The sequence below is a fragment of the Pseudomonas taiwanensis genome (assembly GCF_013393345.1).
Taxonomy (GTDB): domain Bacteria; phylum Pseudomonadota; class Gammaproteobacteria; order Pseudomonadales; family Pseudomonadaceae; genus Metapseudomonas; species Metapseudomonas resinovorans_C.
Genome location: NZ_QJRF01000046.1, coordinates 1 through 16,792, shown reverse-complemented (window position 1 = coordinate 16,792; position 16,792 = coordinate 1). Strand labels below are relative to the sequence as shown.

Here is a 16,792-nt window from a genome sequence, read left to right as displayed (position 1 = left end):
TTTGTAGGTTGGGCCGGGCGGCGTTCCGCGAGCGCAGCGAAGCCCAACGCTTGCCGAAAGTTCGTGCGTGGACTTCGCGAGCAAGCTCGCTCCTACACGCTCCAGCTCCTGTGGCACTATCCCGCTCTCCCACAGCGTCCAAGGATTGCCCGCGTGGATTCCTCCGTCTTCTTTCTGGTCATCACCGCCGCCGCCCTGCATGCCGGCTGGAACGCATTGCTGAAGATCGGCCTCGACCGCTTCCTCACCGCGTCCCTGATCCAGATCGCCGCCGGGCTGGTCGCGCTTCTCGCGCTGCCTTTCGTTGCGTTTCCCCGACCCGAAGCCTGGTCCTGGATCGTTCTCTCCGCGCTGTTCCACATCGGCTACAACATCTACCTGGCCCGCGCCTACCAGCATGGCGACCTGGGACAGGCCTACCCGTTGGCGCGCGGCAGCTCGCCGCTGATGGTCGCGGCGCTATCGGTGTTGCTGCTGGGTGACCGGCTTGCCCCCGGCGAACTGGTCGGGCTGCTGGTGCTGGTCGGCGGAATCCTGTTGATGGCGGTGCGCGGCGGTCGCGGCAAGGAGCCCATCCATGCCTCGCTGCTCGGCAGCGCCCTGATGACGGCCCTGTTCATCGCCGGATACACGCTCTCGGATGCCACCGGGGCGCGGCGCAACGGGGATGCGCTGTCCTATTCGATGTGGCTGTTCGCGGTCAACGCACTGGTGATGGTCGTGGTGGTCGCCATCATCCGGGGGCCGCGAACCTTTCTGCAATTGGGGCCGTATTGGCGTGGCGGCCTGGCGGGAGGGGCGATGTCCCTGGCGGCCTACAGCATTGCCATCTGGGCCATGACCCGGGCGCCAGTGGCGCTGGTTTCCGCATTACGGGAAACCAGCGTGCTGTTCGCCCTGCTGATCGGCGCACTGCTGCTCAAAGAGCCGCTGCCGCCGATCCGCCTGCTGGCCTGCGGAGTGATCGCAGCAGGCGTGGCGTTGCTTCGACTGCTTTAGCCGCAGCTGAACTGTTTGACGACGTCGGTTTCGTCCACGTCGATGTTCAGGCGGCGGGAGTTGTAATCCATGGTGATCGGCTGGTGCGGACGCAGCACACGGGCGGTTTCGGCGCCGGACTGACGCTTGGCCTGCTCGACCAGCGCGATATTGGCGGTCTTGCCCACCAGGGCGGAGACGGCGGAACTGTCGCAGGTGCCGGAGAGCGACGGCGCGGCGGCGCTGGAGCTTTGCTCGGCGGCCGGTGCGGCGGGGGTTTCTGGCTTGTCAGTCGAGCTGCAACCGGCCAGGAGCAGGCCGGCAAAGGCAAGACTGAGGGAAATCGACTTGAAGTGCATGTAACGGTCCTCTTCTGAACGAATGTCCTGGCGTGCGCCTGCAATGGAAACGTCCAATGCGGCAGGGCTCCTGCCCGCCGGCGCACGGCGGGTGCATTCTATCCTCTGCCTTTGACTCCGGTCAGTCATGTGCGGCCTAATGCCCGGCCCCTGAAACGCGCCGAAACACTCCATGTCCCATCACCCGAGCATCCGCCCCAGTGTCCTCCACCTGCCCCAGGGCGACTGGAGCACCGTGCTGGACTGCCTCTGCGAACGCTTTCCCGCCATCGCCCGCGAGATCTGGGTGGAGCGCATGGAGAGCGGCAAGGTGACGGACGGCGACGGCAACCGGCTCGCCCCGGCGCATCCCTACCAGGTGGCGCTGCGGGTGCACTACTACCGCGAGGTGAAGAACGAGAGGACCATTCCCTTCGAGGAAACGGTGCTGCACGTCGATGAGCACCTGGTGGTAGCCGACAAGCCGCACTTCCTGCCGGTAATGCCCGCTGGCGAGTACGTCGAGGAAACCCTGCAGGCTCGCCTTACGCGGCGCCTGGGCAATCCCCACCTGGTGCCCCTGCACCGCATCGACCGCCATACCGCCGGCCTGGTGCTGTTCTCCGCCAACCCGGCCAGCCGCAATATTTACCACGCGTTGTTCCGCGACCGCGAAATCCACAAACGTTACGAAGCCATCGCGCCGGCCCTGCCCGGACTGGAGTTTCCACTCCTGCGGGAGACCCGCCTCGGCAAGGGCGAGCCGTTCTTCCGCATGCAGGAAATGGAAGGCGAGCCGAACACCCGCACACGCCTCGACGTGCTGGAGAAGAATGGCGACCTCTGGCGTTACGACCTTTCCCCCATCACCGGCAAGCAGCACCAGCTGCGCGTCCATTTGGCCGCCCTCGGTGCGCCGATCTGCAACGACGGCTTCTATCCCGAGCTGACCGACAAGGGCGGCGCGGACGACTACCAGCGCCCCCTCAAGCTGCTGGCCCGCAGCCTCGTCTTCGACGACCCCATCAGCGGCGAATCGCGCTATTTCGAGAGTCGTCTGCGTCTGGACTGGTAACGAAACCGTTCCGACCGCGCTTGACGGCCAATTGGCCAGGAATAATATTACGATCGTAATTCAAGCAGGATATTGCCGGGCTGGAAGGCTGCCCGATGTCCACTAGTCTTCTGCTTTCCCCTTTTGAATTCCTGACCGAGGTGAATCCATGAGTGCATACGACGTGGTGGTGATAGGCGGCGGCCCGGGTGGCTACAACGCGGCGATCAAGGCCGGGCAGCTGGGCATGAAGGTGGCCTGTGTCGAGGGCCGGGAAACCCTGGGCGGTACGTGCCTGAACGTCGGCTGTATGCCGTCCAAGGCCCTGCTGCACGCCTCCGAGCTGTATGAAGCCGCCTCCGGCAAGGAGTTCGCCACCCTGGGAATCCAGGTCGAACCCAAGCTGGACCTCGCGCAGATGATGAAGCAGAAGGCCGAGAGCGTGGCTGCGCTGACCAAGGGCATCGAGTTCCTGTTCCGCAAGAACAAGGTCGAGTGGATCAAGGGTTGGGGCCGTATCGACGGCGCGGGCAAGGTCATGGTGACCGCGGCAGACGGCAAGCAGAAAACCCTTGAGGCCCGCAACATCGTCGTCGCCACTGGCTCGGTGCCGAGTCCCCTGCCGGGCGTGGCCATCGATAACAAGCGCATCCTCGACTCCACGGGCGCCCTGTCGCTACCGGAGGTTCCCAAGCACTTGGTGGTGATCGGTGCCGGCGTGATCGGCCTGGAACTGGGCTCCGTCTGGCGGCGCCTCGGCGCCCAGGTGACGGTGGTGGAATACCTGGGTCGCATCTGCCCCGGCCTGGATGAGGAAACCGCCAAGACCCTGCAACGCTCCCTGACCAAGCAGGGCATGACCTTCAAGCTCAGCTCCAAGGTCACCAGCGCCAAATCGGACAAGGGAGGCGTCGAGCTCGCCATCGAGCCCGCTGCCGGGGGCCTCGCAGAAACCCTCAAGGCCGACTACGTGCTGGTCGCCATCGGCCGCCGCCCCTACACCGAGGGAGTCGGCCTGGAAACCGTGGGCCTGGCCACCGACAACCGCGGCGTCCTCGCCAACGAGGGCCACAAGACCAGCGCTCCGGGCGTCTGGGTCATCGGTGACGTCACTTCCGGCGTGATGCTCGCGCACAAGGCCGAAGACGAAGGCATCGTTTGCATCGAGCGCATTGCCGGACAGGCTGCCGAGGTGAACTACAACCTCATTCCCAGCGTGATCTACACCCGCCCGGAAGTGGCCAGCGTGGGCAAGAGTGAAGAACAGCTGAAGGCCGAAGGACGTGCCTACCGTGTCGGCAAGTTCCCCTTCACCGCCAACAGCCGGGCCAAGATCAACCATGAGACCGAAGGCTTCGTGAAGGTCCTCGCGGACGAGCGCACCGACGAAGTGCTGGGCGTGCACATGGTCGGCCCGAGCGTCAGCGAAATGATCGGCGAGTACTGCGTGGCCATGGAGTTCTCCGCATCGGCCGAAGACATCGCCCTCACCTGCCACCCACACCCGACCCGCTCCGAAGCCCTGCGCCAGGCCGCGATGGATGTGCACGGCGCGGCGATGCAAGCCTGACTCCACGCTCCACCCTCGGAGGATGGGCCGAGCCCGCGCACAGGGGGTTCGCGTCCCATCCTACGGCACCGTCTCCCGCTGATACCCTCCTCCAATCCTCCTCCCCAAGCCGCAACGCAGTCTGCACACGAAGCAGTAGATGCTCGGTGCAGCGGCTCAGCAAAATGTCGAACTCATCCGGTCAGGCCCTCCTCCAACCTAATGAAGCGCTTGCCGCAAGGCACCGCTCCCGACCGGAAGCAGATAGCGCCAGCTGCAGGGGCCGCCACGGCTATTGAGTGACGCGCCCGGGAGGACATAGATGAAGAAGATTCTGCCTTGCTCGTGCATGTGGGCATTGCTCGCCCTGGTTGGCTGCGGCACCGGCAGCAGCACGGATTCGGACTCGGGGACCGCTGACAGCGAAGCCACGGCGGCGGATGCAGCGGTGAACGATCCCGCAACCATCGATGCCGGCAAGCAGATCTTCCGCTTCGACACCTTCGGCAACGAGACGTACTGGACGGACACGTTGCGACTTCACGAGATCGTCGACAATGAGATCCAGCCAGTGGAAGCCTTGGCGCTGGGACTGAAGGTGGACCTCGACAAGCTGGATTTCACCAAGTTCGTGCTGAAAAACCCGTTGTTCGCCAGCGGCACACGCGAATTACTGCGGCAGGACGCCGTAGTCGGATTAAAGGCAACCTTCGACGAGCAAGGCCGCATCAAGACCCTTGGGGTGACCTGCGCGCTGTGCCATTCCACCGTCGACAACGCCTTGCTCCCCGGCATCGGCCACCGGCTCGACGGCTGGCCTAATCGCGACCTCGATGCGGGCGCCATCATTGCAATGTCGCCCGCGCTGACCGCGGAGCAGAAAGCCGTCTACAAGTCGTGGGGCAAAGGCAAATACGATCCACGCTACAACCAGGATGGCCGCAACGGGCCAGTGGTGATCCCTCCCGCCTATGGTCTGGCGGGCATCAACCGGGTGACCTTCACCGGCGATGGCGACGAGATCGCCTATTGGAACCGCTATGTCGGGGTTACCCAGATGGGCGGGCATGGCACGTTCACGGAACCGCGCACGGGGGTCAGCGTCACCAATGGCAGTGATGACCTGATCAGCAGCAAGCTGCCGGCCCTGCAGGCGTATCAGCTGTCTCTGGTAGCGCCACGGCCCCGCGCAGGCAGCTTCGATGCCAAGGCCGCGCAACACGGCAAGGTCCTGTTCGACGGCACCGCCCGCTGCGCCACCTGCCACAGCGGGCCCACGTTCACCGACGCCAATACTCGCCTGCATGCCCCGGCTGAAGTGGTCAGCGAGCCCGAACCCAACGGCGCTCCCAGCTATGCCTCGCGTAGCGCGACCAAGCAGTATCGAACCTCGCCATTACGAGGCGCCTGGCAACATCCGCCGTATTTTCACAACGGCACCGCCCCGACCCTGGAAGCCGTGGTATCGACCTACAACACCAGGAAGTCGCTCGGATTGAGCCAGGCGGATATCGAAGACATCGCGGAGTACCTGAAGTCGCTGTGACGTCGCGAGAAGCTGCATTACCCGTAAAAGCTGGCTTGCCAGCGAATGGCTCTTTTTCGCTAGCAAGCTAGCTCCTGCAAGGCTCCTGGACCGACATGCGTTCAGAACGACAGCGCCCTGCCCAGCTCGTCGCCGCGCGGGTCCCCTTCCTGGCTTACCAGCGCGTAGTTGTAGCCATTCCTTGACCAGTACCGCGCCTCGAGCCCGCCGTCGCTGCGCTGGCCTTTCTTCATGCTCGGGTAGAGCGAGCCCGGCGCTCGCAGGTAGAGGCTGACCCGTTGTCCCTGTCCGTCCTCGAACAGCAACAAGGCGGCGGCCCCCTGCTCCGTCACCAACCAGCGCCCGCCGACCGGCGTAAAGCCATAGGGGCTGAGGTCGGGAATGCGAGCGGCGTGGCTGAAGCGCTGGTCCAGCCAGGCCTGGAGTTCACCGGGGCGGGTCGCCTGGATATCGACGACAGGGTTCGCCGAGAACAGCCGGTGGGCTTGCAGCGCGTCCTGCATCGGCGGGTTCGCCGCCACGAGACTCATGTCCCGCGCCTGCCAACCGCCAATGCCGCCGGCACCCAGGGCCAGTACGAAGGAGGCGGCCAGGGCCAGGCGTCGTTGCTTGCGCGCTTGCATGGTGCGGCGTATCGCCTGTGGGTCGAGGCGCGGGTTGGGTGCCAACCCCGGACTGGCGAGGGCCGCCCGTAGCGCCTGCGCATCGCGGCGCCAGGCCTCCACTTGCGCCGCCGCCTCGGGGTTGGCTGCCAGATAAGCCTCCACGGCCTGGCGTTGTTCAGCGTCGAGCTGGCCGTCGAGATAGGCGTGCAGGTCGTCTTCACCGGGATGGAATGCGTTCATTTGAGTACCCGCAGCTGAGGGTTGGACATCTCGCCCTCGGCCAGTACGCGCAGCGCCTTGCGCGCGCGGGACAGCCTGGACATCACGGTGCCGATGGGAATCCCGAGGGCCTCGGCGGCTTCCTTGTAGCTGAGCCCTTCGACGCTCACCAGCAGCAACAGCGCACGCTGCTCCGTGGGTAGTCGGCCAAAGGCCTCCAGCGTGGCCTGGTTGACCACCAGGTCCTCCGTGGACGGTGCCTCTTCGCTACGCGCGCCGAAGAACTCCAGCAGTCGCGCATGGCGACGGGCGCGGCGCTGGCCGTCGAGGAACTGCCGATAGAGGATGGAGAACAGCCAGGCGCGCAGGTCGCCGTCGCCCTTGCTGCTCCAGCGGGAAAGCGCTCGCTCCAGGGTCCCCTGGACCAGGTCGTCGGCGCTGCTGGCATTGCGCGTCAGCCACAGCGCAAAGCGCCGCAGGCGCTGTAACAACTCTCGCAGTTCCGCGTCTTCGATCATGTTCATAGCCAGTTCGTGTGTTGCTCTTGCCAAGGGTGCGAGGGGAAGACGCGCGAAGCGGGAAATTATTCCCGGCCGGGAATAAAGGTCTTCGGCCTGCGTCATACCGGCTCATGGACAAGGGCATGTGGCCCGGGAGTATCGCATGAGCAACGCAACACCCAAGGGGTTCGACCTGGCGGCACGGCTGGCCGTGATCGGTCTGGCCGTCGGCGGTCTGGCTGCTGGCTTCGCCTATGCCGCCGGCTGGTTTGGCGGCGAGCGCGTAACGCCGCAGCAGATCATCGACGCCTTCGAAACCAATGCCGGGAAGTTTCCCGGCTATCGCAAGAACCATGCGAAGGGCATCTGCATCGCCGGCCGTTTCGAAAGCAGCGGCCAGGCCGCAAGCCTGTCCCGCGCCAGCGTGTTTGCACCCGGCACCGTGCCGGTGATCGGTCGCTTCGCCATTGGCGGCAGCAACCCCCACTCGCCAGACGCTGGCGTTCCAGTGCGCAGCATGGCCCTGCTGTTCCAACTGCCTGGCGGCGAGCAGTGGCGCACCGGCATGAACAGTTTTCCAGTGCTGCCGGTGGCGACCCCGGAGGCGTTCTACGAACAGGTACTGGCCTCGCGCCCCGATCCCGCCACCGGCAAGCCGGACCCGGCAAAGATGCAGGCATTCTTCGCCGCCCACCCGGAAAGCGCAGCCTTCCGCCAATGGGCCCAGACCGCGAAGCCCAGCAACAGCTTCGCCAACGTCACCTACAACGGCGTCAATGCCTTCCGCTTGCTGGATGCCGCCGGCAATGCGCAATTCGTGCGCTGGTCGGTACAGCCGGAGACGCCCTTCGAGCCAATTGGACAAGCCGGCAACGACCCGGAGTTTCTCAGCCATGACCTGCAACAGCGCCTCGCCAAAGGACCGCTGCGCTGGCACCTGGTGCTGACCCTGGCCAACCCCGGCGACCCCACCGCTGACGCCACCCGTGAATGGCCGGCCGGCCGCCGCCAGGTGGATGCCGGAACCCTGGTAGTGGAGAGCGCCGAACCTCAGGCCAACGGCGCCTGCCGCGACATCAACTACGACCCGCTGGTCTTGCCCGACGGCATTCAGGCCTCGGACGACCCGATTCTCGCCGCCCGCTCGGCTGCCTATGCCGTGTCCTACAACCGCCGCACCCGCGAAGGTGCGCCACACCCCGAGCAAGGAGCCCAGCCATGAGCGCGCCTACCCATTTCAACCCGCTGCTGCGCGTACTGCATTGGCTGATGGCAATTCTGCTGCTGGCCATGCTGTTCATCGGGGTCAGCATGGTGGGCGACCTGTCGCCCCGTCACAGCGTCCTGATTGCCGTACACAAACCCTTGGGACTGGCGCTACTGGTACTGGTGCTGATTCGCCTGGCGGTGCGTCTTGCTCGCCCTGTACCGACTCTGCCCGCCGACATGCCCAGTTGGCAGCAGAAAGTCGCCAAGCTGTCGCACCTGCTGCTCTATGCCCTGATGCTCGCGTTGCCCCTGGTGGGTTGGGCCATGCAATCGGCCGGTGGTTATCCGCTGGCGCTCCACGACTCCCTGCTACTGCCGCCCATCGTCTCGCAGGACGCTCAGCTCTATGCCTTGCTGCGCCTGGCCCACACTGTACTGGCGTACCTGCTGTTCATCAGCATCCTGGCGCACCTGGCGGCGGCCCTCTACCACGCGCTCATCCGCAGGGATGGCGTGCTCTCGAGCATGACCACCGGCAGCGGCATCCGTCCGATGCCCGATGGTCAGTAGACGCGGGACTACCCGCAAATCCCCTCTCCAGCAGGAGAATCCGCCATGAAAACCCTTGTAGTCGCCTTGAGCCTCAGTCTTGCTTCCACCGTCGCCCTTGCCGCCAGCACGGAGAACGGGCCGCCGGTTACCCAATACGAGTACGGCGTGCACCTGGATATCGCCCGTGTACTGGAAATGACCGACCTGTCGACCTTCTGCGGCATCGGGCCAGCACGCATGACCTACGAAGACAGCCAGATGCAGACGAAGACCCTCGAGTATCTGGTCTGGGGTACCGGCTGCAAGAACGACTACTGAGGAGCAGAGGTTGAACTGAACGCGACGAAGCCCGAAAGCACATGGTCGGGCTTCGCCGGCTCAGGGCCAGCCTACGAAACCCGGGCGCGCGCCGGCGGTCCATAGCAGATCGCCAACCCGCGCCCGAGGCCGTCCCTTGAAAAACCCGCTGCTGTTACTGCTGGCCACCCTCCTTGGCTCCCAGGCCTTCGCCTCCAGCGACCAGGCCTGGAAGGAGCACGATGCCCGCCTGCTCAGTGCCTGCAAGGCCGTCAGTAGCCTGAAGGACGTCCGCCCCGCCGGCCAACCGGTGCTCTTCGATGATCGTCTTGGACTGACTGCCCTGGTGCTGGAGGGCCGCTACCCGCAACCCCACATGAAGAACCAGCGTGGTCGCGAGCTGTGCCTGTTCGAACGCAAGTCGCGCAAGGCCCATATCGCCGAAGCCGACGCCCTGCTGGACGCCCGCAAGCCCTGATTCAGAACCAGCCTTTCCACTTGAACCAGGCATAAGGCAGGATCGCCGAAACCGCCATCAGGCCCAGCGCCACCGGATAGCCGAACGCCCAGTCCAGTTCCGGCATGGCCCGGAAGTTCATGTCCATCAGGTCGATCCACAACGTGCCGGGCGTAATGGCCTCGCCGCAGCGGCGCGTGGTGGCGTGCAGGACGCCGGCATCCTGCGCGTAGAAGTGGATCATCCGTTGGCTTCTTGGACGTCTGGCAATGAGTAAAGCACCGGTCATGCCCTGCGAAGACGCGTCTGGCGGACCGGGAGGCACGCGCCGCGCACCTGGGCTAGGTTGAGACCAGGGCAAAGGAGGCAACCATGACCCAGCACAACTCACCCGTGGGGCCGGGCGAAGCGGTGCCCTGGTTCACCAGCAGCACCCCCAGCCGCGAGCGCTTCACTTTCGACACTGCCGCCGGGCGCTACATCGTCCTGAGCTTTCTCGGCTCGACATCGGACCCGACGGCGGCACGGGTGCTCACCGACCTGCTCGCCCGCCGCGAGCATTTCAACGACGAACAGGCGAGCTTCTTTGGCGTCATCGCCGACCCGCGCGACCGCGAACAACAACGCATCCGCGACTTCCTGCCGGGCATTCGCTTTTTCTGGGACATCGATCGCACCATCTGCAATCTCTACGGCGTCCAGCGGGAGAACGGCGCCATTCGCCAGACGACCTATGTGCTGGACCCGCGCCTGCGGGTGATCGCAGCGCTGCCAGTCGCCACCGGCGGCGAAGGCCATCTCGATGCCGTCCTGGCGCTGCTAAAGGCGCAGGACCCCATCTCCGCGCCAGCCATCGCCCAACCCCAGGCGCCAGTGCTGGTGATTCCACGCATCTTCGAACCCGCGTTGTGCCAGACGCTGATCGACTACTACGAGCGCCAGGGTGGCACCGAATCGGGCTACATGGTCGAGCGCGACGGCATGACAGTCGAAGTCCTCAAGCACGAGCACAAGCGTCGCCGCGACTGCGCGCTGGAAGACGAGCAACTGCGCCAGACCTGCATGCACCGCATCACCACGCGGCTCGTCCCGGAACTGCAGAAAGCCTTCCAGTTCCATGCCACGCGCATGGAGCGCTACCTGGTGGCCTGCTACGACGCCGAGGAAGGCGGCCACTTCCGCCCCCACCGCGACAACACCACCAAGGGCACCGCCCACCGTCGCTTCGCCGTCTCACTGTTCCTCAACAACGGCGAGTACGAAGGTGGCCAGCTGCGCTTCCCGGAATTCGGCCGCAGCCTCTACAGCGCCCCCACGGGCGGCGCCGTGGTGTTTTCCTGCTCGCTGCTGCACGAAGCCAGGCCTGTCACGCAGGGGCGTCGCTACATGTTCCTGCCCTTCCTCTATGATGAGGAGGCGCGGCGCATTCGCGAAGAAAACCAGCACTACCTGGCCGGTCAGGCCGAGCAGTGATCGGGCTCCTGCTTTATCATTCCGCCCCCGCCGCGATTGATGAAGGATGAACCCCCGATGACTCATGAAAACCTGCTGGATGCCCTGCTGGCCGCCGACATGCTGCTGATCGACGACCTGCATGCCTGGGAGTTCGATCTGGACGAAGCGCTGGTGGAAGCACTGGAAGGCGGCCAGCCCGGCGAGCCCGAAGCCCAGTTGCTGCGGATCGCCTGCATGGACGGGCGCACCCGCCGTGAATGGCGCTTCACCCAGGCGGCCGTGCAAGCCGCGCGCTTCGACAGTGCGAGCGGCTGCTGGAAACTCGCCGGAGCCGAAGGCGAACACGCGCTGCTATGCCTGGATGCCGTCGGCGGCGATGCCGAGGATGAAGACGAGCAGGAGTGAGCCGCCAACGCAATACCCGACTCTGCTGTGGGCTTTTGTAGGGACGAACTCATTTGCTAAGGATGGTGCAGCGATCTCCCGGCCAGTGGACTGGGCGAACCTGCGGTCCGCTCAGCGATTGAAATCGCCCCCACAAGGCAATACCCGACGGGCTGAGCTGCCAATCAGGTGCGCTTCTCCTGTAGGGGCGAATTCATTCGCCAAGGACGACAGAGTCGTCCCCCGGCAGACCAGGCCCGTTCAGGTGAGGACATTGCGCACGAAGCGCACCAGTTGCTCGCCTTCGTTGGCATAGATGTAGGCCTGGTCGCTACCGAAAACCAGGAAGTCTCCGGCCGCCACCTGATGCGTCTCGCCACTGTGCAATACGGTCAGATTGCCTTCGATCACGTAGATCATCTCCCGCCAGCCCTCGGCATCCGGCTCCGCCGTGTAGCGCTCGCCGGGTGCCAGCGACCAGCTCCAGAGTTCGACCTCATGGCGCGTCGCCGAACTGGCCAGCAAGGTCGCGCGACTGCCCGGCTTGGAGCCGACCCAGGCGACCGCGTTGATGCGCGACCGGTCAGGGCGGTCCGGCTGCTGCACCAGGTCGGGAAACAGCACGCCAAGGGCGGCGGCAATGCGATCCAGAGTGGCCAGGCTGACATTCACATCGCCGCCTTCGATGCCCACCAGCATCCGCCGGCTGACACCCGCGGCACTGGCCAGGGCCTCCTGGCTCAGCCCCGCCGCGCGACGCAGGCGGCGAACGTTTTCAGAGACATGTTCGAGGACATTGGGGCGTTCATCTGATTTGGGCAACATATTGCTCACACCCTGGCTTTTGCGCATTATGTTGCACATAACCAGTCAAACACGCCACCCCCACCGTCTTGCCGGATTTGCCTCCATGTCTTCGCTGTCGCGTCGCCTTGCTTCCACCCTGCTCCCTGTTGCTGTCCTCATGGTGGCCATGGCCTCGATCCAGAGCGGTGCCTCCCTGGCCAAGTCACTATTCCCGATCATCGGCGCCCAGGGCACCACCGCGCTGCGCCTGATATTCGCGGCGATCATCCTCATGCTCATCCTGCGCCCGTGGCGCGCGCGCATCAGCAAGGACTCGCTGCTGCCACTGATCATGTACGGCCTCGCCCTGGGCGGCATGAACCTGCTGTTCTACATGTCCCTGCGCACCATTCCGCTGGGTATCGCCGTCGCCCTGGAGTTCACCGGCCCGTTGGCGGTGGCGCTGTTCGCCTCGCGCCGGGCGATCGACTTCATTTGGATCGGCCTGGCGGTCGTGGGCCTCTGGCTGCTCCTGCCACTGGGCAAGAGCGAAGGCCACCTGGACCTGGCCGGCATGGCCTACGCGCTTGGTGCGGGCGTCTGCTGGGCGCTCTACATCATCTACGGCGCTCGGGCGGGTAATGACCACGGCATGCAGGGCGCTGCGCTGGGGGTCATGGTAGCTGCCCTCTTCGTCGCGCCAATCGGCATCGCCCATGCCGGCACCGAACTCTTGCGCCCGGAACTGTTGCCCGTGGCACTGGCCGTCGCGCTGCTCTCCACCGCCATTCCCTACACGCTGGAGATGGTCGCCCTCACGCGCCTGCCCGCACAGACTTTCGGCACCCTGATGAGCATCGAACCGGCCTTTGGCGCACTTTCGGGGCTGCTCTTCCTCGGCGAGCAGCTCTCACTGCTGCAATGGCTGGCGATCCTCTGCATCATTCTCGCGTCCGTTGGCTGCACCGTCACTGCAGCCCCGCGCCCGCAACCACAGCCACTGGTACCCGCCGACTGAGCACGGGCATTTCCGCTCAATATCCTCTTGCGGAGAACGGGTGATTCTCCGCAGGCTATAGCGATCCGGACCGCGCCTTACAGGTACCTAAATGAACAGACTTCCCTATGTCGCCACCGGCTGCCAGCCGGTGAACTGGCAGCTCGACCAGATCGTCAACGACCTGCGCGACGCCCGCGCCCAATGGCGGACCCAGCATGGCCGCCTGCAGGATCGCGGCGGCCGCGAGTTGCCCTCGCGGGTCACCGTTGGGCAGATCATCGAAGCCCTGTCCGGCGCCCTCTTCCCCATGCGCCTCGGCCCGGCCGACCTGCGCGAGGAAAGCGAGGACTTCTACGTCGGCCATACGCTGGACGTGGTGCTCAATGCACTGGCCGGCGAAGTGCGCCGTGAACTGTCCTATGCCGCGCGCCAGAACGGCGTCAGCGGCGACGATATCGCCTGCCAGGCCATCGAGATCGTCAAAGGATTCGCCGCCACTCTGCCCAAGCTGCGGATCCTGCTGGACACCGACGTGCTGGCCGCCTTCCAGGGCGACCCGGCAGCCCGCAGCGTGGATGAAGTACTGATCTGCTATCCGGGCGTGCACGCGGTCATCCACCACCGCCTCGCCCACTACTTCTACACGGCCGGCCTGCCGCTGCTGGCGCGGATGATCGCGGAGATCGCCCACTCGGCCACCGGTATCGACATTCATCCCGGCGCCCAGATCGGCAAGAGCTTCTTCATCGATCACGGCACCGGCGTGGTCATCGGCGAGACGGCGATCATCGGCGAGCGGGTGCGCATCTACCAGGCCGTGACCCTGGGCGCCAAGCGTTTCCCGGCGGACGAAGAAGGCAACCTGCAGAAGGGCCAGCCGCGCCACCCGATCGTCGAAGACGATGTGGTGATCTACGCCGGCGCCACCATCCTCGGCCGCATCACCATCGGCAAGGGCTCCACCATCGGCGGTAACGTCTGGCTGACCCGCAGCGTGCCGGAGCGCAGCAATATCACCCAGGCGAACCTGCAGAACGAAAGCGGGGTTTGAACAAACGTCTTGTGGGAACGAATTCATTCGCGATTGAAATCGCTCCCACAGGGGTAAGCCAGGCGCTCGGCAGCCACATGTCCCCCTCACCCCAACCCTCTCCCTCAGGGAGAGGGGGCTGACGGTGCCTGCCTCACCTCATCTGCACATTCTCAGGCCATAAAGTTGCCCCAGAAATGCTCCGCCCTTTCCGGCGCGAGTCACCCCTCGCCCTTTGGGGTGAAGAGGCACGCTTTTGGAAGCACCGCTTCCAGTGCCGATGAACGCCGGATCGCGAAGCGATCAGGCCGGGGCGCAGGGCGGGGGCGGGGGTGAGGGATGCGGCAGGCGTGCACCCCGTCCCATAAGGTATCCCCCAAAAAAAACGGCCTCATCAGGGGCCGTTTTGCTTTGGCTTCAGCGCAGCTTGTCGACCATCGCCGCGATCACCGTCAGAACGTCCTTGCCCAGCCGTTTGGAACGGTCGCCGTTCCAGGCCGTGCGCGGGTGTGGGTGGTCGTCGTGGTCCTTGAACGGCATTTCGATGGTGAAAGACAGGCAGTCGAACGCCATGCCCACTGCATTGCAGGCCAGCGTGGTGTTGGCCTGGCCAGGCTCGTCGCGGGGATAGCCGAACTTCGTCTGGAACTCCGCACCCACGTCGACCAGGCGCTGGCGGAACTCGGTTTCCAGGGCCTCCAGGCGCGGCGTGTAGCCGGGGTTGCCTTCACAGCCGGCGGTGAACACATGGGGGATTTCCTCGTCGCCGTGGATGTCGAGGAAGAGGTCGACGCCCACCTTGCGCATCTGCTGCTGGACGAAGAACACCTCGGGCGTTTCCGTGTCGTTGGCCGACTGCCAGGCGCGGTTGAGGTCCTTACCGGCGGCGTTGGTGCGCAGGTGACCACGGAAGGCACCGTCCGGGTTCATGTTCGGCACCAGGTAGAGGTCGGCCTTGGCCAGCAGCGCCTCCAGCTCGGCATCGCCCTGCTTCGACAGGCGCTCGATCACGCCCTCGATGTACCACTCGGCCATGTGCTCGCCGGGATGCTGCTGGGCGATGATCCAGACCTTGCGCTGGGCATCGGGGTTGCGGCTGATCCGCAGCAGCGGAATCTCGCGACCCTCGAGGCTCTTGCCGATCGCCACGATCTCGGCCCCCGCCTTGTCCAGCGCCTCGCTGATCAGCCATTCGTGGCGAGCGCGGCTGTAAGGCTCGAAATAGGCGAACCAGATCTGCTCGTGGGTGGGCTCCAGGGCGAAGTGCAGGCCCTTGTCGTCGAAGCTGCTAGGTACGCGGAACCAGTGAACCTGGTCGTAGGAGGCAGCGGCGTTGTAGCCGGTCCAGGCGTGACTGTAGGCCGACTGCGCGGCGTTGGTCAGGCTGAAGCCGTGGCGCTCACCGGGAGTCAGTCCGTCGACCTTGAAATGGAACCACTGGAAGTGGTGGCTCTTCAGGTCCGGGCGCATGGCCAGCAGCACCTGTTGCGGGTTGCTGGCGTCAATTACTTCGATGTTGCCGCTGTCGAAGTCCGAGCTGATCTTCATGGATACCTCAGGGGCGGTGTTTCACGGTTGCGACAGGATCGCAGGTCGAATCGTGCGGGGAAATCGCAGGGGCGACATCGACAGACAGCCGGCGACCCCGCAAAGATCACTCGCGATCTTCCAGGCGAGCCAGACGCGCTTCAAGATCGGCGACCCGCGCTTCCAGCTCCTCGATCCGGGAATCGGTGGCAGCCCGCGATTCGCTCCGCTCCGGCTGGCTCGCCCGCGCCTCCAGCAGCGCCTCCAGGTCGGCCGGCTCACCCATCAGGTGCATGTAGCGATCCTCGCGCTGTCCACCCTGGCGCGGCATCAGCACCGCCAGCCCGCGAGCGATCAGGCGTTCGATCTGGTGACGGACATCCTCCGTATCGTCAAAGTCGGTCATGCGATTGCTACGGGTCAGCAGCTCGCCCAGGGTCTGCGGGCCCCGCAGAAGCAGCAGGCCGATGAGGATCAACTGCGGCTGCACCACTTCCAGCGCCTTGTCCGAGCGTTGCTCCCAACGGTCGGCGCGACTGCCCATTACCAGCTTCACCAGGTTGCGTGCCTCGAGGTTGCGCAGCGACTGCCCGGCCTGTCCGGGCGTGACATTCATCACCGGCTCGCGGCTGGTCTTCTGGTTGCAGGCCAGGACCAGGGCGTTGAGGGTCAGCGGGTAGGACTCGGGCGTTGTGGCCTGTTTTTCGATCAGGCTCCCGAGCAGCCGGGCCTCGATGGCATTGAGCGGAGCGTCGGCGAACTGGGCATGAATCTCGGTGGACATAGCACTATCCGTTTGCTGAAAAGTGCCCACTAGCCTAGTCCCCGCCGACTGGCGAGAAAAGCGTTCCACCCAGACGCCTTCCAATAAGTGCTTCCGCGAAAGCGCTCCATCACCCGCGTAAACGCTCTTTTTGAAGGGTACCCATCCCATCAAATCGAATAGTTCGATTATACCAATTTCAGGAAAAAGCCTTTCCACTCTGCGTAACTGCGCCCCATGAAAACATCTAACCTATTGTTTTTTATGGATACGCCATAACTATCATTAACGTCGATGGTAACCATTACCCAGGATCACTTCTTCATCGAAATCACATCAGTAACATGGGCCCCACAGACAAACACCACCCCCAAAACCCAGGTGCCCAAAATGAAAAAGCAAATCCTCGCCAGCCTGTTCTTCGCCAGCCTGTCCGCCTCTGCTTTCGCCCTTTCGGTTGCCGAGGGTGGCGCTGATCGCACCAACGTCCACCGCGTCGCTGAGAGTGGTGCCGAGCGTTCGCAATCCCTGCGGGTTGCTGAA

General features: G+C 64.7%; 18 protein-coding genes and 1 pseudogene. 12 read left to right on the top strand and 7 right to left on the bottom strand.

Going from position 1 to position 16,792, the window contains the following annotated elements:
* Positions 1–153 precede the first annotated feature (153 nt).
* A complete protein-coding gene (locus DM872_RS09515; protein ID WP_179059251.1) occupies positions 154–999 on the top strand; it encodes an EamA family transporter in 846 nt (281 codons plus the stop codon).
* On the opposite strand, the gene DM872_RS09510 is transcribed toward DM872_RS09515, so the two are convergent.
* Complete coding sequence (locus tag DM872_RS09510) at positions 996–1,337, bottom strand: I78 family peptidase inhibitor (protein ID WP_077524357.1); 342 nt, start codon at positions 1,335–1,337, stop codon at positions 996–998. The two genes, DM872_RS09515 and DM872_RS09510, sit on opposite strands and share 4 nt — an antisense overlap.
* A 172-nt stretch (positions 1,338–1,509) precedes the next feature.
* Here DM872_RS09510 and DM872_RS09505 point away from each other — a divergent pair, with 172 nt between their 5' ends.
* The 3 genes from DM872_RS09505 to DM872_RS09495 all read left to right on the top strand — a co-directional run bounded on the left by DM872_RS09505 (position 1,510) and on the right by DM872_RS09495 (position 5,465).
* Positions 1,510–2,391, top strand: a complete 882-nt coding sequence (locus DM872_RS09505; protein WP_179059250.1) for a pseudouridine synthase — start codon at positions 1,510–1,512, stop codon at positions 2,389–2,391.
* Between the two features lie 148 nt (positions 2,392–2,539).
* On the top strand, positions 2,540–3,940 hold the full coding sequence (gene lpdA / locus DM872_RS09500) for a dihydrolipoyl dehydrogenase (protein ID WP_179059249.1): 1,401 nt from the start codon (positions 2,540–2,542) through the stop codon (positions 3,938–3,940).
* A gap of 301 nt (positions 3,941–4,241) precedes the next feature.
* The gene (locus DM872_RS09495; protein WP_218649189.1) at positions 4,242–5,465 is read left to right on the top strand and encodes a c-type cytochrome; all 1,224 of its coding nucleotides are present in this window, start codon (positions 4,242–4,244) and stop codon (positions 5,463–5,465) included.
* A gap of 101 nt (positions 5,466–5,566) precedes the next feature.
* Here the strand turns inward: DM872_RS09495 and DM872_RS09490 are convergent, their stop codons facing one another.
* Entirely contained in the window at positions 5,567–6,310 is a 744-nt protein-coding gene (locus tag DM872_RS09490; protein ID WP_179059248.1) for an anti-sigma factor family protein, read from the bottom strand.
* Complete coding sequence (locus DM872_RS09485; protein WP_179059247.1) at positions 6,307–6,813, bottom strand: sigma-70 family RNA polymerase sigma factor; 507 nt, start codon at positions 6,811–6,813, stop codon at positions 6,307–6,309. The genes DM872_RS09490 and DM872_RS09485 overlap by 4 nt, the downstream gene beginning before the upstream one ends.
* 139 nt (positions 6,814–6,952) lie before the next feature.
* Between DM872_RS09485 and DM872_RS09480 the strand changes: the two genes are divergently transcribed.
* From DM872_RS09480 to DM872_RS09465, 4 genes are all read left to right on the top strand, one after another.
* The gene (locus DM872_RS09480) at positions 6,953–8,011 is read left to right on the top strand and encodes a catalase family peroxidase (protein ID WP_179059246.1); all 1,059 of its coding nucleotides are present in this window, start codon (positions 6,953–6,955) and stop codon (positions 8,009–8,011) included.
* Positions 8,008–8,568: a cytochrome b gene (locus DM872_RS09475; protein ID WP_179059245.1), complete on the top strand. Its 561-nt coding sequence runs from the start codon at positions 8,008–8,010 to the stop codon at positions 8,566–8,568. Before DM872_RS09480 ends, DM872_RS09475 begins: the two co-directional genes overlap by 4 nt.
* 45 nt (positions 8,569–8,613) lie before the next feature.
* A complete protein-coding gene (locus tag DM872_RS09470; protein WP_179059244.1) occupies positions 8,614–8,868 on the top strand; it encodes a DUF2790 domain-containing protein in 255 nt (84 codons plus the stop codon).
* A gap of 136 nt (positions 8,869–9,004) precedes the next feature.
* Complete coding sequence (locus DM872_RS09465; RefSeq protein ID WP_179059243.1) at positions 9,005–9,325, top strand: hypothetical protein; 321 nt, start codon at positions 9,005–9,007, stop codon at positions 9,323–9,325.
* 1 nt (position 9,326) lies between these two features.
* Here the strand turns inward: DM872_RS09465 and DM872_RS30460 are convergent.
* Positions 9,327–9,449 (bottom strand): annotated as a pseudogene (locus tag DM872_RS30460) (CorA family divalent cation transporter); the annotation flags it as partial.
* A 227-nt stretch (positions 9,450–9,676) separates the two neighbouring features.
* Between DM872_RS30460 and DM872_RS09455 the strand changes: the two are divergent.
* On the top strand, positions 9,677–10,777 hold the full coding sequence (locus DM872_RS09455) for a 2OG-Fe(II) oxygenase (protein ID WP_179059241.1): 1,101 nt from the start codon (positions 9,677–9,679) through the stop codon (positions 10,775–10,777).
* Positions 10,778–10,834: 57 nt separating this feature from the next.
* Entirely contained in the window at positions 10,835–11,164 is a 330-nt protein-coding gene (locus tag DM872_RS09450) for a DUF5629 family protein (protein ID WP_077524368.1), read from the top strand.
* Positions 11,165–11,404: 240 nt separating this feature from the next.
* Here DM872_RS09450 and DM872_RS09445 read toward each other — a convergent pair whose 3' ends face one another.
* Positions 11,405–11,995 (bottom strand): helix-turn-helix domain-containing protein, encoded by a 591-nt coding sequence (locus tag DM872_RS09445; protein WP_256873344.1) that lies wholly within the window; start codon positions 11,993–11,995, stop codon positions 11,405–11,407.
* A 58-nt stretch (positions 11,996–12,053) separates the two neighbouring features.
* Between DM872_RS09445 and rhtA the strand changes: the two genes are divergently transcribed.
* Entirely contained in the window at positions 12,054–12,947 is an 894-nt protein-coding gene (rhtA, locus tag DM872_RS09440) for a threonine/homoserine exporter RhtA (protein ID WP_179059239.1), read from the top strand.
* Between the two features lie 91 nt (positions 12,948–13,038).
* Positions 13,039–13,980 (top strand): serine O-acetyltransferase EpsC, encoded by a 942-nt coding sequence (gene epsC / locus DM872_RS09435; protein ID WP_179059238.1) that lies wholly within the window; start codon positions 13,039–13,041, stop codon positions 13,978–13,980.
* 396 nt (positions 13,981–14,376) lie between these two features.
* Here the strand turns inward: epsC and DM872_RS09430 are convergent, their stop codons facing one another.
* Both DM872_RS09430 and DM872_RS09425 read right to left on the bottom strand, forming a co-directional pair.
* Entirely contained in the window at positions 14,377–15,507 is a 1,131-nt protein-coding gene (locus tag DM872_RS09430; protein ID WP_179059237.1) for a M14 family metallopeptidase, read from the bottom strand.
* 106 nt (positions 15,508–15,613) lie between these two features.
* Complete coding sequence (locus DM872_RS09425) at positions 15,614–16,270, bottom strand: YceH family protein (protein WP_179059236.1); 657 nt, start codon at positions 16,268–16,270, stop codon at positions 15,614–15,616.
* Positions 16,271–16,792: the final 522 nt, after the last annotated feature.

Coding starts and splice junctions, on each gene's coding strand:
- epsC (WP_179059238.1), top strand. CDS start 13,039: ATGAACAGACTTCCCTATGTCGCCACCGGCTGCCAGCCGGTGAACTGG.
- DM872_RS09495 (WP_218649189.1), top strand. CDS start 4,242: ATGAAGAAGATTCTGCCTTGCTCGTGCATGTGGGCATTGCTCGCCCTG.
- DM872_RS09470 (WP_179059244.1), top strand. CDS start 8,614: ATGAAAACCCTTGTAGTCGCCTTGAGCCTCAGTCTTGCTTCCACCGTC.
- DM872_RS09425 (WP_179059236.1), bottom strand. CDS start 16,270: ATGTCCACCGAGATTCATGCCCAGTTCGCCGACGCTCCGCTCAATGCC.
- DM872_RS09450 (WP_077524368.1), top strand. CDS start 10,835: ATGACTCATGAAAACCTGCTGGATGCCCTGCTGGCCGCCGACATGCTG.
- rhtA (WP_179059239.1), top strand. CDS start 12,054: ATGTCTTCGCTGTCGCGTCGCCTTGCTTCCACCCTGCTCCCTGTTGCT.
- DM872_RS09445 (WP_256873344.1), bottom strand. CDS start 11,995: ATGCGCAAAAGCCAGGGTGTGAGCAATATGTTGCCCAAATCAGATGAA.
- DM872_RS09510 (WP_077524357.1), bottom strand. CDS start 1,337: ATGCACTTCAAGTCGATTTCCCTCAGTCTTGCCTTTGCCGGCCTGCTC.
- DM872_RS09480 (WP_179059246.1), top strand. CDS start 6,953: ATGAGCAACGCAACACCCAAGGGGTTCGACCTGGCGGCACGGCTGGCC.
- DM872_RS09455 (WP_179059241.1), top strand. CDS start 9,677: ATGACCCAGCACAACTCACCCGTGGGGCCGGGCGAAGCGGTGCCCTGG.
- DM872_RS09485 (WP_179059247.1), bottom strand. CDS start 6,813: ATGAACATGATCGAAGACGCGGAACTGCGAGAGTTGTTACAGCGCCTG.
- DM872_RS09475 (WP_179059245.1), top strand. CDS start 8,008: ATGAGCGCGCCTACCCATTTCAACCCGCTGCTGCGCGTACTGCATTGG.
- DM872_RS09430 (WP_179059237.1), bottom strand. CDS start 15,507: ATGAAGATCAGCTCGGACTTCGACAGCGGCAACATCGAAGTAATTGAC.
- DM872_RS09505 (WP_179059250.1), top strand. CDS start 1,510: ATGTCCCATCACCCGAGCATCCGCCCCAGTGTCCTCCACCTGCCCCAG.
- lpdA (WP_179059249.1), top strand. CDS start 2,540: ATGAGTGCATACGACGTGGTGGTGATAGGCGGCGGCCCGGGTGGCTAC.
- DM872_RS09490 (WP_179059248.1), bottom strand. CDS start 6,310: ATGAACGCATTCCATCCCGGTGAAGACGACCTGCACGCCTATCTCGAC.